Origin of the sequence: Xanthomarina gelatinilytica (genome assembly GCF_000348685.1) — a bacterium.
Taxonomy (GTDB): Bacteria; Bacteroidota; Bacteroidia; order Flavobacteriales; family Flavobacteriaceae; genus Xanthomarina; species Xanthomarina gelatinilytica.
Map to the genome: position 1 here is coordinate 66,721 of NZ_ANLA01000010.1, position 16,133 is coordinate 82,853.

Here is a 16,133-nt window from a genome sequence, read left to right on the forward strand (position 1 = left end):
TAGTATGAGACATTTTTTTAATAAGTATCTTGTTCCATTATGTTTAAAAATATGTGTAACCTGTTTTTTATAAGTGCATTATGAATTTGAAAGCGTTGGTACCAACATACAAACCCTTGGAAAAGGCTTCTAGCTTCGACTATAAATTTACTGTTTTCACACCAGTTTATAATCGTGCAGAAACCATTCATCGTGTGTTTGAGTCGCTTGAAAAACAAACATTCAAAGATTTTGAATTGATAATCATCAATGATGGTTCCTTGGATAATTCCCATGAAGTCATTCAAGAATTGATGGGTCCTTCCAATTTAAATATACGTTATATAAACAATGCCGTTAACCGTCATAAAATGGCTTGTCTTATGGAAGCAGTTGCCATTGCCAAAGGAGAGTTTTTTCTTCCATTGGACTCTGATGATGCTTGTGTTGAAAATGCCCTTGAAGTGTTTATTGAAAGGTACAACAGCATTCCTGAGGATAAACGACAAAAAATAAGTGGCGTAACTTGTTTGTGCGCAGATCAAGATGGACATTTGGTAGGCGAAAAATTTAAGGAAAGTCCGATGTATAGCTCTACGTTTGAAAACAGACTTAAAAACGAAAGCCTTAAGGAAAAATGGGGTTTTACCAAAACAGATATTTTAAGAAGCATTTATGTACATCCTGAGAATTTTTCCAAAGGCTGCATTCCTGAAGGTATATTATGGAATCTAATTTCAAAAGAAGGTTTTAAGATTATGTACACAAACGATGTCCTTAGAACCTACTATTTAGACACTTCCAACAGGGTCTCCATAGAAAAGCATGAAAACAATGCGTTAGGAATGGCTATTTTTTCATTATGCTTGCTAAATTGGTTTTACGAAGATTATTTTTGGAAAAACCCAAAGGTTTTTCTAAAAAGGATATTCACCCTTTTACGTTCAGCCAATTATTTAAATTATAAAAAACAGGATTACACCAAAGCGCTAAACAATTTCAGTTTAAGAATTATATTTACCATAGGTTGGCCATTTAAAAAATTAACCACTGTTATTTAAGCTGCAACTTAAATTAAAGAATGAAAATATTAAAATACATATTACTCTCCATCACCTTACTTAACTTTGTATCCTTTAGCGCCATTGCTTTTGGCTCAGGAGTTGGAAGTGTGGTGAGTGCCATGTTTTTTATTTTAATTTTGTTCTATTACTTTGTAAGCCCAAAACCAAAATTGGTTACTTCCTTCATTGTTTTGGGCCTTGCCTATCATTTAATTGCAGGTATAAATTATTCAGGGGAAATAAGGGATTTTTATCTGGATGCATTAAAATATTTCATATTCATAATTGGAATTGTGTATTTGGCAAAAGATACCACGCATACCGAATTGGGCTTATTTGCCTTTATTGGGTCCATGAGCATTTTGGTAAACGCAGTAGCTTTTTCCACTCTTTATGGTAGGTATGGAGGTTTTTATATAAACCCAAACAATGCTGGAATAATTTGTTTGATTGCCTTCTCCTTAACGTTTAACATTAAAAACACCATTTTAAAATTAGGCCTACAACTACTTATAGTCACAGCAGGAATCATGACACTATCCAGGTATTTCATTTTATTACTGGTACTTATTAATGTGATAGCAATTATATCCAACAAAAAAAACAGTGTTAGTTTGGTGGCTGGAAGTATCGCCATAGTGATAGTTTTAACCGTTTCTTCCATTTTTAATCTGAATGCCGTAAGGTTTTCTGCTTTTCAAAGTTTGTTTGGTGGTGATCAAATTGAAACAAAAACCATTACAGAAAATTCCAGAAACGAAACTTGGGCTTTATATACCGATGTTATTTTGGACAATCCAGTATTTGGTGTAGGCTACAATGCACTACACGGCAAAAAAAACAAACATATTGATGTAGGTGTGGGAGTTCACAACACTTATTTAATGGCTATTGGAGAATCAGGAATCATCCCCTTTATGTTATTCATCATTATTTATTTATCGCTTATGTTTAGAAGCTTTAAACACCTTTACTCCAATCCCGAATATGCCTGTATTGCTACCATATTGGCTACATATCTATTGGTATCCCATAATTATTTTGATAATTTCTTGGTACTGTTTACCTCTATTTGGCTTTATCAAAGAGTAAAATACAGTCCAGAAAACCAAACCCTTAACACTTTAAACCCTTAAACAATATGTGTGGAATTTACGGCTCTACAATACCTTACAATAACGCTCAGATCAATGAAAAACTGGAACGCTCTAATTTTAGAGGTCCAGACAAATTGAAGTTTGATTATTTTGGGGACAAAAACCAAGTCATTTTTGGCCATAACAGGTTGGCTATTATAGATTTGGACGAACGTTCCAACCAACCTTTCACCTATCAGGGAAACATTCACCTGGTTTTTAATGGTGAAATCTATAATTTTCAAGAAATCAAAAAGGTTTTGATAACCAAGGGCTACACCTTTAATACAACCAGTGACACTGAAGTTATTTGTGCTGCTTATTTGGAATATGGGGAAGACTGTGTCAGCCATTTTAACGGCATGTTTGCCTTTGTTATTTTCGACCAGGTTAAAAACCTTTTTTTTGGAGCTAGGGACAGGTTGGGACAAAAACCTTTTTATTATTATCACAATGGGAAAGATTTTGAATTTGCCAGTCAACTATCGGTTGTACAACTTTACAATCAAAATTTAAGTGTTTCAAAAAAAGCTATCTCTTTGTACTTGGCTTGGGGAGTGATTCCTGATCCTTATTCCATATTTAACGAAATTAAAAAACTTCGCGCAGGACATTCGTTTGTATTCGATTTAAACACTTACACCTTTACAGAAAAAACCTATTGGGATATTGACTATAAAGGGGAAAATGCATATAAAGGTACGTTTGAAGAAGCTGCTAATGAATTGGACCACACCTTGAAAGACGCTGTTAAACTTCGTTTGTTTGCCGATGTTCCTGTTGGAATTTTCCTTTCAGGTGGTGTGGATTCCTCTGTGGTGGCAGCATTGGCAACCAAAAGCACCAACAGTAAGGTAAAAACGTTTTCGGTGAAATTTAATGAAAAAGGATTTGACGAAAGCCTTTATGCACAACAGGTGGCAGATCATTTACAAACAGACCACCATGTGATAGAATGCAATTACGAGGAAGGCAAAAGCCTGATAAAAAACTTTTGCCATTTTTATGATGAACCGTTTTCAGATTCGTCTGCCATCCCTTCCATGCTCTTGGCAAAACATACAAGAGAAAAAGTTACCGTTGCGCTTTCTGGGGATGCAGGAGACGAAAGTTTTATTGGCTACCACAGATACAACTGGATTAAAAAAGGTCAGAAAATAAATATGTTACCTTTGTTTTTCAGAAAATTTTGCGCTTCTATTTTAAACCTATCCTCTAATTATAGGCTTAAAATAATAGCCAAGGCACTAACCTATAAAAACACAGATGATGTGTATTTGGCATCTATGACCAATCTAGATTTTTCATGGATTAAAACCAATGTCGATGTTTACGATTTAGAAGAAATAAAATACCTGAAACACAAAAAGAAGAATTTATTTGAACGCATTTCGGATTTCGATTTGAAAACCTATCTCATTTGGGATATAAACACTAAAGTAGACAGAGCAACCATGGCATTTTCCTTAGAAGCCAGAGCACCTTTACTGGATTACAGAGTGGTGGAATTTGCAAGGTCCTTACCTACTTCCTTTAAATTTAAAGGGAAAAACCAAAAACGTATTTTAAAGGAAGTTCTTTATAAATATGTGCCCAAGCATATTTTTGACAGACCAAAATCTGGGTTTTCCATGCCTTTTGCCGAATGGTTTAAAACAGATTTAAAAGACTTTGTACTTACTGAGTTAAGTGATGAGAACCTTAATAAAATACCTTGTATTGAACCTGAGATTATTAGTGCATACATTAAACAACACATGGATGGCAGCTGGAACCGGTTTACCATTATTTGGCAAGTATTGGTGTTAAAACAATGGTTGGACAATAATGGAAAAGGCTACGAAGTAAAATGAGATCCAAAAAAATAAATATTGTTTTTGTAATCCCTTCCCTTGCTGCAGGAGGAGCCGAACGCATATTGTCTTTTGTGGCTCAAAATGTAAACAAAGAGCTTTTTAAAACAACGCTCTTGGTTACTGGTTACCAAAAAGACACAGTATATCATTTAACAGACCTGGAGATTGTTTACCTAAACAAACCAAGGGTTTTAAAATCGTTTTTCAGTATTTTTTCGTATATAAAAAAGAACAAACCAGATGTGGTTGTAAGCTCCATAGTGCATTTAAATGTGTTAATAGCCTTTATGTCGCCATTTTTTAGCAATACCAAATTTGTGGCTCGTGAAGCCAATGTGCTGAGTGTTTTAAACAAATACAACCCTTCCTCCTCCATATTCTTTTCAAAACGCGTGATCAATCTGGCTTACAAACTGGTGGATTGTATTATTTGCCAATCAACAGACATGCAACAAGATATGGTAACCTATTTTCATGTTAAAAAAAGCAAAACGGTTCTCATTAACAATCCCATTACAAACAATTTCAATTTAAAAACCAGAACAAAAAGTGAGCAAGACACCATTAGGTTTATTACCATTGGGAGGTTGAGTAAAGAAAAGGGGCACCTAAGAATTATTGAAGCCCTCTCTCAAGTAGATTTTCCTTTTAAATATACCATTATTGGCAATGGCAAAGAAAAAGAAACCATCTTTGAGAGCATAAAACAAAATGGATTTATGGACAAGATTGAATATGTTGCATTCACCAAGGAAGTGGATACCTATTTAGCAAAAAGCGATTTATTTTTGCAAGGTTCTTTTGTAGAAGGGTTTCCAAATGTGCTTATTGAAAGCTGTGTTGTTGGCACACCTATTTTGGCTTTTAGGGCACCAGGTGGTTTGGATGAAATTATTGAAATTGGAGAAAATGGCTATATTGCAGAAACAACCGAAGAATTTATCAATTATTTAAACAACATAAACAAGAGTTATGATTTTAATCCTGAAACCGTTAGCCAAGTAGTAAAACAGCGTTTTAGCAAGGATAAAATTATTTCTAAATACGAAAGTTTATTTCTAAATTTGGTTAACTCAAACTAAATGACAAACAAAAAAAAGATTGCTTTATTTGTTCCTGCAATAGGATTTGGTGGAGCTGAAAAAGTTGTTAGCCTGCTTACTTTCGAATTGCCAAAATATTTCGATGTCACCTTGATATTGCTTTACGATGTTAAAAAACTTCCCATCTCAAACGATGTGAAAGTTATTTTGCTCTCCAAGGAAGGTGAAACATTCAAAACCTCTCGCATCAGTCATTTTACAGACTATTTCAAATTTCTTTTTCAATACACAAAAGTTTTGAAAGCCGAAAAAATTGATGTGGTTGTTTCGTTTATGCTTCGTCAAAATATCATGACAGGATTTGCAAAAATGTTCAACCCTCATTTAAAATCCATTATCAGTGAAAGGTGCTTTCCCTCTAAACGTTACACAAACACCAAGCTGACTTCGCTTATCACCAAAACCATGATTCCTTTGTTTTACAATAGGAACAACAAGCTTTTTTCAAATTCTATTTATATAAACGAAGATTTAAAAAAGCACTTTAATGTTAACATTGACACAAGTGTTATTTACAATCCAACTGTTTTAAACAAGGAAAAGTTACACATAGACAACCACAATCACTTAACAGAAACCTTTAAAGTGGTTACTGTTGGACGTTTAATTCCGGTAAAAAACCAACAACACATCCTGAAGAGCTTAAGTATTCTACCCAAAAACATTCAATTGGATATTTATGGAGATGGCGACCTGCTCGAGGAATTAAAGCAATTGACTACAGATTTAAACTTGCAGAACCATGTTGATTTTAAAGGTAATGTGCTTAATGTGCATTCAGAAATTATAGATAGCCACTGTTTTGTGTTAAGCTCTTCGACCGAAGGTTTTCCAAACGTACTTCTTGAGGCCATGTCTGTTGGCTTACCAGTAATAGCAACTAACTGCATGTCTGGACCCTTGGAACTGTTAAATGAGAACGAACCTGTAACTATTGAAAAAGGAGGGTTTTACAAAGCCAAATATGGTTTATTGGTAAATGTAGATGATGTAGAAGGTTTGGCCGAAGCTATCAAATATTTTCAGGAAAACAACGAACAAAGAATGGTTTATGGTGGTTTGGGCTATTCACGTTCCAAAGATTATGGGATTGATAAAATTGGATTACAACTAAAAACACTTATTGACAGTGTTTGATAAATCATAATAATACAAGAAAACAGATACTTAAGTAAGTATCAAAAACTTGAACTGATTATAATTCTATGGCAAAAAAAATCTGTTTAGTAGGTGGCGAGGATGTACATAAAAGGATTCTTTTGTCCAGCTATTTAATGGATGCCGGTTTTCAAGTAACCATAGTTGGAACAAGTGACCATAAGTTCCCTAAATCTGTTAACTATATTTCCTACAACCTAAACAGGAGCTTCTCTCCTATTGCTGATTACAAAACAATTGTATGGCTTAAACGGTTTTTTAAGGATAATGCGTTCGATTTAATTCATACGTTTGATACCAAGCCGGCATTCTTGGTGCCATTATCGCAATTAAAAACCAATACACCTATAACCAGGACAGTCACAGGCTTGGGCACCATTTTCATGTCCCAAAGCCTTTTTAGCCATATTTTAAGAAAGGTTTATATCCTGCTTCACACCTTGGTAAAAAACAGAATAACCAATACCATTTTTCAAAACGAAGACGATAAGGACCTATATTTAAAACACAACTTGATCTCAAACTCCAATTACAGTTTAATATTAAGCAGCGGCATTGAATTAAAGCAAATAACCCAAAAAGCCAAACGGAACAACAATCCCTTCACCTTTATTTGTGTTGCCAGATTGGTTTATGAAAAAGGCATTATCAATCTATTGGAAGCAGCCAGGATATGCCGTGACAAAGGCCACGATTTCAAATACTTATTGGTTGGTCCTTTAGAAGAAAATTCCAAAAAACTAAACAAAGATATCCTCCTGCAATATTCAGATATCGTAGATGTATTGGGTTCCAGAAACGATGTTTTGAATTTACTGGAATCATCTGATGCTTTTGTGTTACCTACCTTTAGAGAAGGGTTTTCCAGGGTTTTACTGGAAGCAGCTGCAGTTGGTTTACCCATAATTTCAACAAATGTTACAGGTGTGAGGGATTTTACCAGACATGGCAAAGAAGCGCTTTTGGTTGAGCCAAAAAATTCGCAAGCTTTGGCTGAAGCCATGATTAACATAGCCACAAACAAGGAATTAGCCGATAAATTAGTCGAAAATGCCTTAAAACACGTTAAAGAGTTTAGTCTTGAAAATGTATCTAAACAATATATAACTATATTTAACACAGCTATTAATCATAATTAAAATCATGAAAATTCCATTTTCACCTCCATACATTAACCAAGATGTCATTCAGGAAGTTAACAGTGCTTTAGAGTCTGGTTGGATAACCACTGGGCCTAAAGTAAAATTATTGGAAGAATTGGTTTGCGAATACACTTTGGCACCAAATACCCTTTGTGTCAATTCGGCCACTTCTGGGCTTATGCTGGCCTTAAAATGGTACGGAATTGGCTCTGGAGACGAAGTCATCATTCCTGCTTATACCTATGCTGCAACTGCTTTGGCTGTGATACATGTAGGAGCAACTCCTGTAATGGTTGATGTTGAGGCCGATTTTAATATTTCGATCCATAACATGGAAAAAGCCATTACAAGCAAAACCAAAGCAGTAATTCCAGTAGATATAGCTGGTTGGCCATGTGATTACGAAGCCATTGATGCCCTTGTTAAAAACAAAAAAGATTTGTTTAAACCTTCCTCTGAAAACCAGGAAAAACTAGGCAGGATTTTAGTGATATCGGATTCTGCACACTCCATTGGAGCTACATACAACAACCAATATTTAGGAGCCATTACAGATATTACCGTATTTTCATTTCATGCTGTAAAAAACGTTACCACTGCCGAAGGTGGAGCTGTTTGCATTAATTTACCAAAACCATTTAATAACCAGGAAGAATACAACTACCTGCGTTGTTTTTCTTTAAACGGCCAGACCAAAGATGCTTTTACCAAATCGAAAGCTGGTGGCTGGAGATACGATATTATCTACCCTGGATTAAAAATAAATATGCCAGATATTTTGGCTGCCATTGGTGTTGCCCAATTGCCTGAATATTTTGAAAAAACCCTGGATAAACGCGTGGAGATCTATGAGTACTATCACAAGTTTTTTCAAGCTAAAGCATGGGCTGTCTTGCCTCCTTACAAAAGTGAAAACAAAACATCTTCCTGTCATTTGTATGCTTTGCGAATAAAAGATATATCAGAAGCCACCAGAGATGCCATTATTGAAGAGATTTCAAAAAATGGAGTGGCTGTTAATGTGCACTTTCAACCGTTACCTTTACTAACACTGTTTAAGAACATGGGCTATGATATAAATGCTTTTCCCATGGCTTTTAATAATTACAAGTGTGAGATCTCGCTGCCTATCTATCCGCAACTTACCCAAAAAGAACTTGAATATATAGTAAACACAGTAACTAAGGCTGTTGAATCTAAAATATGATAAAACGCATTTTTGATATCATTTTTTCTTTTTTGGGTTTAATTTTATTACTACCTTTATTACTCCTTATAGCATTACTAATTAAACTGGAATCCAAAGGCTCGCTTTTCTATTTACAAACAAGAGTTGGCAAGCATAATAAAGATTTCAAAATATTTAAATTTAGAACCATGTTTGTTGGCTCTGACCAAAAAGGGTTGTTAACTCTTGGAGACAGAGATCCACGAATAACCAAAACAGGTTTTTTTTTAAGAAAATATAAATTAGACGAACTTCCCCAACTAATTAATGTTTTTATTGGCAACATGAGTTTTGTTGGCCCAAGACCAGAAGTGCGCAAATACGTAAATTATTATTCTCAAGAAGATTTAATAATTTTAAGCGTGAAACCTGGAATTACAGACTACGCTTCCATAGTTTACAGAAATGAAGCAGAACTGTTAAAAGGCGTCAACAATCCAGAACAGTTTTATATTGAAACCATCATGCCGGAAAAAATAAAATGGAACAAGAAATATATTAATAGCCACAATCTGTTAACAGATTTTAAAATTATTTTTAAAACGATTCAAATTATTATTTCATGAGGGAAGTTTCTAATGGTTATTTTGTTATTTCTTTGGATTTTGAGTTGCATTGGGGCATTTTCGATAAAAGATGTGTGGCAGAATACAAAGAAAACCTGGAGAATGTTAAGTTGGTCATTCCCAAATTATTGGAGCTTGCAGAAAAACATGATATAAAACTAACTTTTGCCACTGTAGGCTTGTTATTTGCAAAAAACAAAGCAGAACTCCTAAACAACAACCCTAAATTGCTTCCTGGCTATTCCAAGCCAAGGTTTAGTCCATACAATCAATTAGACACCATAGGAAATTCAGAATTGGATGATGAATTCCATTACGCATCCAGTTTAATAGATTCAATAATAGAAACCAATAAACATGAAATTGGCACTCATACCTATTCGCATTACTACTGCTTGGAAGATGGCCAAACCATAGATCAATTTGAAGCCGATTTGATTGCAGCCATAGCTTGTGCTGCCAAAAAAGGCATTAGCATAAAAAGTATTGTGTTCCCCAGAAACCAAGTAAACAAAGCGTATTTGGAAGTTTGCTCCAAACATGGCATTACCTCCTTTAGAGGAATAGAAAAGCATAGGATTTATAATACCGAAGATAGAAATCTCAACAAAAAGCAATCCATTAGAGCGCTTCGACTCATAGATTCTTATGTAAACATTACAGGTTACAATACTTATCCCATTAATAATTTAAACACCATAAAAGGTATTACAAACATACCATCAAGTAGTTTTTTAAGACCTTATAGCAAAAGCCTAAGCGCTTTAGAGCCTTTAAAAATAGCTCGTGTTAAGAAGGCCATGACACATGCAGCCAAGCATAATGAATTGTTTCACCTTTGGTGGCATCCACATAATTTTGGCAAACATATGGATGAAAATTTTAAAGGTTTAGAGGCTATTTTAAAACACTACATACACTTAAACAATAAGTTTAGGTTTAAAAACGTAACTATGGAAGAATTAGTTAGTTTGGTTTAAATTCTATTTGAAATTTATTTGTGTTTCCAACCACCAAATAATTTACCAAATCCTTCTCTCTTTTGGTGTAAATCTTAATATTGGAAATAGGTTCCGGATTTCTATAGAGCAAATCTAATATGGTTCTATTTAAAAAATTCAAATTTTTGTCTTCCATATCAACTTGCCTTAATTCATTTAAATCAATGGTCGTGTCCAAAGGCTTGATGAACACTTCCGGATCTGCCTTTAAATTGGGTTTTGCCGAGTTTTTAAATTGGAACTTTAGTTTCTTAAACAACAAGTTTACGTTTTTGTCCCTTAAGTATTGCTTTAACCTAAAATAAAGAGCCAATAAAGAAGCTGTCAACCTGCATTTTATATTTGAAGCATCATACAGGATATGACAATCATAACCATACTCTTCATTGGTCCATTTGGTTTTATATTCATACTCTCCCTTGGAAAAATCCAATATTTGTATGTTGTTGTCAAAACACCATTCTATAAGCTTTCCTAGCTCTATATGGCCAATGTTAAACTTGTAGTAATCTGGATTGAAGGCTTTTACAGAGCCTATCATTTTATTTCCTTCAATATATGCCAAAGACATGGAAATTGGCTTATTGTCTACATTCACACAAATTAAAAGCGCCTTTCCTTTTTGAATCATTGGAAATATCAATTCATGGTAAAAATTCCATTTTGCAATGATGTTGGTGTCAATCTTCAAGTCCTTATGTCTTTCTACTATTAATTTTTTAAAATAAGTCAAGGCCTCGTCACATGCTTCTTTAGAGGTATCTTTATAATATATTTTATAGGATACCGAAAAGCAGTTTTCAAATTTTCGCAACGTGCTTCGATGCTTGTTCCTGCTTTTGGCACTCATTACAGAAGCCATGTAGTCTTCCAAACTGTTGAACCCTTTAAAATTGGCAAGGAACCCTTTGTACTGCCTTATTTTATAGCCTTTTAAGCGACCAACATCACTGGGAAATTTATTGGTGTTTGCAAATTCAGGTACATCATAAACCAAAAAGGTTTTGTTTTCATAATCGGTTGCTGCTTCATTTAAATCGTAGGTAATTCCGTTGGTAACATTTTTTCCAATATTAACATAATAAGGAAGAAACGCATGTTTTATAAACTTAACGTTTGGAATAAAATTGAAAGCATAAGGCTGTTTTCCCTTAGCAAAATGCTTAAGCCATAACTCTTGATATAGATGTGATGTAAAGGGATTACGACTCATTTTTAGCAACTTTTATTGTGTATTTTTCACCAAAGGCATAATAGGTTTCTTCTTGATTTTCATCGAAATATAATTCAATCGATTGTGCTTTTTGAGGATTCATGTATAAAAAATCATAAATAGCACGTCTCACCGATAAGAATTCCGGACTTTCTATATCCAATTTCTGCAAATGTGCTTTTTGAGGCTTGCCATCCCCTATTTTTTCAACATGGAAAGGCTCTATAACAACAGGTTCCGGCTTGTTGTCGCCAAACAATTTGTATTTAAGCTTATGATAAATTTTGTTGTAATTTTTTTCCCTGAAAACACGTTTAAAATTAAAATAAAACACCACAAAATTGGCAATAAAAACACTTATTATGGATTTTGAGTCGTACAATAGATGATAATGAGTTTGGTAGGTGTCACTACTCCATCTTTTTTTATATTCAAAATCCCCTTGGGTATAATCAAAAATTTTAATGTTGTTTTCAAAACTCCACTCCAGCATTTTCAAAATAGTTGTATGACCTATATTGTATCTATAAAAATCTATGTCAAAAACAGTTAAGGCTTCAATTAGTGTATCACCAAAATGATAACTAAACGTAACGCCAATGGGTTTTTTATCGCAATAAATCACAAACAAAGAAGCCGTTTTCTCGTTTATCATGCTGTAAGCCAATTCGGTGTAATAATTCCATACCACAGGATTTAGCTCACCACATGGTTCGTTTTTATTGGCATAACGTTTTTCAAAAAGATGATAAAACTCCTGAAACACATTCTTAAATTGTTCTTGGGAAATATCCCCAAAATACATCACATAATCCACGTTAAAACTTGCCTGCAATCTCTTAATGTTCCGTTTAAGTTTAGAACGTGTATTGGACTTGTATATAGATCTTAAATAATCATCTAAACTCTCGTAATTAGAAACCCTGGTTATATAACCTTCATATTGAAATATTTTTTTTAACCTTAAAGAACCATATGGTTTAAAGGTTGGTAAGTTAAAATACGTAGGAATATCCCTTATCAAAAAAACCTTATTCTTGTAATCTTTCTCTTTTTGGGTGGAAATTTCATAATCGAACCCATTGGTTAATTTTACGCCTACATTTATGTAATATGGCAAAAATTTATGTTTCACAAAACTGACCCTATCAATGAAACGAAAAGAAATCCCTTTTTCATTTTTATTAAAATGTTTTGTCCATATATCAATAAAAGATTTTGAATTAAACGGATTTAATGTCATTATGCAATTGGATAGTTTTAAAAACTAAAATAAAAATTTAGGTAGAATAAGTGGATAAATACCTCATATTTTAGATGTATGAAATAAAAACTATTATGAACGGTTCACTTTTAAAACATACTATCGTTTTTTTTGTATATTAGTCCTTTCAGGAATAGCCCTGAAAATTTTAATATTTTAATGACATTCTTCCCTTTTTTTAATTTTTAGCATGTTTAAAAGCATTAAGTTTGCTCTTAAACCAAATAGTTTCATTAATTAATACAAACGATTAAATACCATTTTATTCAGATTAAAGAAACGCATTAATTTAAATAAAATCTAAAAACGTAAAAATTAGTTATTTATCGTATTTATTTGATGATTGCTGTTGAAACGTAGATATTTACTATGGCTAAAAATGTATCTGATTTGAATTCCAAAATATGGTTATCTGCACCACATATGAGTGGTCATGAAGAAAAATTCATCAAGGAAGCATTTAACACAAACTGGATTGCGCCTTTAGGACCAAATGTAAATGGGTTTGAAAAGGATTTGGAAACCTATTTGGGCAACAACGTGCATGTTGCAGCTTTAACAACAGGAACAGCTGCCATACATATGGCTTTATTGCTATTGAACGTAACAACCAACGACGAGGTAATATGCCAAACAAAAACATTTGCAGCCTCGGTTAACCCAGTAACCTATTTAGGTGCAAAACCGGTTTTTGTTGACAGTGAAAAAGACACGTGGAACATGTGTCCAGATTTATTGGAGCAAGCCATTAAAAATAGAATAAACCAAGGAAACAAACCAAAAGCCATAATTGTTATAAACCTTTATGGCATGCCACATAAAGTGAAAGAAATAAAAAACATATCAAACACATACCATATCCCTATTATTGAAGATAGCGCCGAAGCCTTGGGTAGCAGCTACTTTAATGATAAATGTGGTACTTTTGGCGACTTGTCCGTTTTGTCTTTCAATGGAAATAAAATCATTACAACGTCTGGTGGTGGCGCATTGGTTTCAAAACACATTCACACAAAGGAAAAGGCCATTTTTTTAGCAACCCAAGCCAAAGAAGCCGGTTTGGAATACACACATAAAACGGTAGGATACAACTATAGAATGTCCAACATTTTGGCTGGCATTGGCAGAGGTCAAATGGAAGTTTTGGAAACATATGTGAGGTTAAGAAGGAAAAATCATCAATATTATTTAGAACACTTAAACGACATTAAAGACATACGTTTTTTAAAAGAACCCGAAGGGTTTTTCTCCAACAGGTGGTTAAGCTGCATCCAGCTAAGTTCCCAAAGCATGAGAGATCAGCTACTTATGTTGTTGCAAAAACATAACATAGAAGCCAGGCCTTCATGGAAACCCATGCACTTGCAACCTGTTTTTAGGGACTATCCCTCTTATTTAAATGGGGTTTCAGAGCATATTTACAAAACAGTATTGTGCTTGCCTAGTGGCTCTAATTTAACAACAAAAGAACGAAACAGAATTGTTACAACAATAAGATCTTATTTTGGATAGATATATAAACATATTAAGAAAACTTTCAAACCAATACGCATCCAAGTGGTTGGTCTTGCTTTTTGATTTGTGTGTTGTTGCATTTACCTTTTTCCTTGCCTATATCATTCGTTATAATTTTGAAATTGATTTTGATTTCAATCTATTTTTAAAACAAATACCTTTTGTTTTAATAGCAGCCTTGATCAGTTTCCTAATAGTTAATTCACATAAAGGTGTTGTTAGGTTTACTGGAGTTAAGGATGTGATTAACCTGATTATAGGAATAAACATCCTGGCAACCATTTTAATAGTGACCACCTTTTTAAGTAGAGAATATCAATTTGATGTTGTTTTTGATATTCCTGGTTCAATAATTTACATTCATTTATTATTGAATATCTTCTTTTTGGTTGGATCTAAATTTTTTGTAAAATCCCTTTACAGAAGTATCGTAACAGATTTTGAAGAACAAAAATCGGTGTTGATTTATGGTGCAGGAACTTCAGGCATGATTACCTATGATGCTGTAACAAACGATCCAAAAAGCAATATTAAAGTAGTAGGGTTTATTGATGACAACGACAGCAAAGCTGGCAAAAAAATAAACCTTTTAAATGTTTACGAACCAGAAAAAATCACCAAGGAGTTTATTGATAAAAACGGGATAGACGAAGTTATTATTTCCATACAAAGCATCGACTCCAACAGGCTTTTACAAATTACCAGCAATCTTTTTGCACTTAACTTAAAGGTTAAAATTGTACCAGCTGTAAAAAACTGGATTGATGGCGATTTAAGCATTGGGCAAATTAAAGATATTAACCTGGAAGATTTGCTTGGCAGGGAACCAATAAACATAGACAATCCTATGCTTATTGAAGAATACAACAATAAAGTCATTATTGTTACAGGCTCTGCTGGATCTATTGGTAGCGAATTGGTAAGGAAGTTAACCCGTTATAGTTTTAAAAAATTAATTCTTGTTGACAATTCCGAATCCCCATTATACGATTTACAACAGGAATTACACAGAAATGGCATTGAAAATATTGTATCCATAATTGCAGATATTAGAAACCAAATAAGACTTGAGAATATTTTCAATGAATACAAACCAGACATTATTTTTCATGCTGCTGCCTACAAACATGTGCCATTAATGGAGCAAAATCCTTACGAAGCTGTAAGTGTTAATGTAAGAGGTACCAAAAATGTTATTAATTTATCAGTAAAATATGGTGTTGATAAATTTATTTTAATCTCTACAGACAAAGCTGTTAACCCAACAAATGTTATGGGAGCCACCAAGCGCATAGCAGAAATGATTGTCTGTTGCCAAAATACAGTTGCTGCTGGCAAAACCAAGTTCATTATTACCAGATTTGGCAATGTTTTAGGTTCCAATGGCTCTGTAATCCCTTTATTTAAAAAACAAATTGAAAGTGGAGGCCCTTTAACTGTTACGCATAAAGACATTATTAGGTATTTTATGACCATTCCAGAAGCCTCACAATTGGTATTGGAAGCTGCTGCCATGGGATTGGGTCAGGAAATTTTTGTGTTTGATATGGGTAAACCCGTTAGAATATTTGATTTGGCCGTAAACATGATCACGCTCTCAGGCTTTAGATATCCAGAAGACATTAATATTAAAATTACAGGCTTAAGACCAGGTGAAAAGATATTTGAAGAATTGTTGGTAGATGGCGAAAACACCAAACCTACCTACAACGAAAAAATCATGATAGCCAAATGCAAACCCATAAATAACAAAGAAGTTAAAAATATCATAGATGAATTATGTAAATTAGGACCTCATATCCAAAACATTGAAATTGTTTCCAAAATAAAGGATATTGTTACAGAGTACAACCCAAACAACACCAAATACGACGTATTAAACAAAATAACCAATAGTTAAAAACTTTA

The 16,133-nt window shown here is 33.7% G+C and carries 13 protein-coding genes; 11 read left to right on the forward strand and 2 right to left on the reverse strand.

Annotated features, from left to right (window positions below; genetic code table 11):
* Window positions 1-80: 80 nt before the first annotated feature.
* The 9 genes from D778_RS07455 (at window position 81) to D778_RS07495 (ending at window position 10,212) form a co-directional block, all read left to right on the forward strand.
* Complete coding sequence (locus tag D778_RS07455; RefSeq protein ID WP_007649288.1) at window positions 81-1,040, forward strand: glycosyltransferase family 2 protein; 960 nt, start codon at window positions 81-83, stop codon at window positions 1,038-1,040.
* A 20-nt stretch (window positions 1,041-1,060) separates the two neighbouring features.
* Entirely contained in the window at window positions 1,061-2,179 is a 1,119-nt protein-coding gene (locus tag D778_RS07460; RefSeq protein ID WP_007649289.1) for an O-antigen ligase family protein, read from the forward strand.
* Between the two features lie 5 nt (window positions 2,180-2,184).
* Window positions 2,185-4,032, forward strand: coding sequence for an asparagine synthase (glutamine-hydrolyzing) (asnB, locus tag D778_RS07465; RefSeq protein ID WP_007649290.1), 1,848 nt, complete (start codon window positions 2,185-2,187; stop codon window positions 4,030-4,032).
* Window positions 4,029-5,117 carry a glycosyltransferase gene (locus tag D778_RS07470; protein ID WP_007649291.1) on the forward strand — a complete coding sequence of 363 codons (1,089 nt, stop codon included), beginning with the start codon at window positions 4,029-4,031 and terminating at the stop codon, window positions 5,115-5,117. Before asnB ends, D778_RS07470 begins: the two co-directional genes overlap by 4 nt.
* Window positions 5,118-6,275 (forward strand): glycosyltransferase, encoded by a 1,158-nt coding sequence (locus D778_RS07475; RefSeq protein WP_007649292.1) that lies wholly within the window; start codon window positions 5,118-5,120, stop codon window positions 6,273-6,275.
* 68 nt (window positions 6,276-6,343) lie between these two features.
* Entirely contained in the window at window positions 6,344-7,435 is a 1,092-nt protein-coding gene (locus D778_RS07480) for a glycosyltransferase family 4 protein (protein WP_007649293.1), read from the forward strand.
* A gap of 4 nt (window positions 7,436-7,439) precedes the next feature.
* Entirely contained in the window at window positions 7,440-8,645 is a 1,206-nt protein-coding gene (locus D778_RS07485) for a DegT/DnrJ/EryC1/StrS family aminotransferase (RefSeq protein ID WP_007649294.1), read from the forward strand.
* A complete protein-coding gene (locus D778_RS07490; protein WP_007649295.1) occupies window positions 8,642-9,232 on the forward strand; it encodes a sugar transferase in 591 nt (196 codons plus the stop codon). Before D778_RS07485 ends, D778_RS07490 begins: the two co-directional genes overlap by 4 nt.
* Window positions 9,229-10,212, forward strand: coding sequence for a polysaccharide deacetylase family protein (locus tag D778_RS07495; RefSeq protein ID WP_007649297.1), 984 nt, complete (start codon window positions 9,229-9,231; stop codon window positions 10,210-10,212). The genes D778_RS07490 and D778_RS07495 overlap by 4 nt, the downstream gene beginning before the upstream one ends.
* Here the strand turns inward: D778_RS07495 and D778_RS07500 are convergent.
* Together D778_RS07500 and D778_RS07505 are read right to left on the reverse strand one after the other, a co-directional pair.
* Entirely contained in the window at window positions 10,199-11,446 is a 1,248-nt protein-coding gene (locus D778_RS07500; RefSeq protein ID WP_007649298.1) for a GNAT family N-acetyltransferase, read from the reverse strand. The two genes, D778_RS07495 and D778_RS07500, sit on opposite strands and share 14 nt — an antisense overlap.
* Window positions 11,436-12,566 carry a GNAT family N-acetyltransferase gene (locus D778_RS07505; protein WP_238307616.1) on the reverse strand — a complete coding sequence of 377 codons (1,131 nt, stop codon included), beginning with the start codon at window positions 12,564-12,566 and terminating at the stop codon, window positions 11,436-11,438. The genes D778_RS07500 and D778_RS07505 overlap by 11 nt, the downstream gene beginning before the upstream one ends.
* Before the next feature lie 513 nt (window positions 12,567-13,079).
* On the opposite strand from D778_RS07505, the gene D778_RS07510 reads away from it, so the two are divergent.
* Both D778_RS07510 and D778_RS07515 read left to right on the forward strand, forming a co-directional pair.
* A complete protein-coding gene (locus D778_RS07510; RefSeq protein ID WP_007649301.1) occupies window positions 13,080-14,222 on the forward strand; it encodes a DegT/DnrJ/EryC1/StrS family aminotransferase in 1,143 nt (380 codons plus the stop codon).
* Window positions 14,215-16,125 (forward strand): polysaccharide biosynthesis protein, encoded by a 1,911-nt coding sequence (locus D778_RS07515; RefSeq protein ID WP_007649302.1) that lies wholly within the window; start codon window positions 14,215-14,217, stop codon window positions 16,123-16,125. Before D778_RS07510 ends, D778_RS07515 begins: the two co-directional genes overlap by 8 nt.
* Window positions 16,126-16,133 lie beyond the last annotated feature (8 nt).

Excerpts from the sequence above, each read along its gene's own strand:
- D778_RS07510 (WP_007649301.1), top strand. The coding sequence starts at position 13,080 with ATGGCTAAAAATGTATCTGATTTGAATTCCAAAATATGGTTATCTGCA.
- D778_RS07485 (WP_007649294.1), top strand. The coding sequence starts at position 7,440 with ATGAAAATTCCATTTTCACCTCCATACATTAACCAAGATGTCATTCAG.
- D778_RS07460 (WP_007649289.1), top strand. The coding sequence starts at position 1,061 with ATGAAAATATTAAAATACATATTACTCTCCATCACCTTACTTAACTTT.
- D778_RS07475 (WP_007649292.1), top strand. The coding sequence starts at position 5,118 with ATGACAAACAAAAAAAAGATTGCTTTATTTGTTCCTGCAATAGGATTT.
- D778_RS07495 (WP_007649297.1), top strand. The coding sequence starts at position 9,229 with ATGAGGGAAGTTTCTAATGGTTATTTTGTTATTTCTTTGGATTTTGAG.
- D778_RS07455 (WP_007649288.1), top strand. The coding sequence starts at position 81 with ATGAATTTGAAAGCGTTGGTACCAACATACAAACCCTTGGAAAAGGCT.
- asnB (WP_007649290.1), top strand. The coding sequence starts at position 2,185 with ATGTGTGGAATTTACGGCTCTACAATACCTTACAATAACGCTCAGATC.
- D778_RS07490 (WP_007649295.1), top strand. The coding sequence starts at position 8,642 with ATGATAAAACGCATTTTTGATATCATTTTTTCTTTTTTGGGTTTAATT.
- D778_RS07500 (WP_007649298.1), bottom strand. The coding sequence starts at position 11,446 with ATGAGTCGTAATCCCTTTACATCACATCTATATCAAGAGTTATGGCTT.
- D778_RS07480 (WP_007649293.1), top strand. The coding sequence starts at position 6,344 with ATGGCAAAAAAAATCTGTTTAGTAGGTGGCGAGGATGTACATAAAAGG.
- D778_RS07470 (WP_007649291.1), top strand. The coding sequence starts at position 4,029 with ATGAGATCCAAAAAAATAAATATTGTTTTTGTAATCCCTTCCCTTGCT.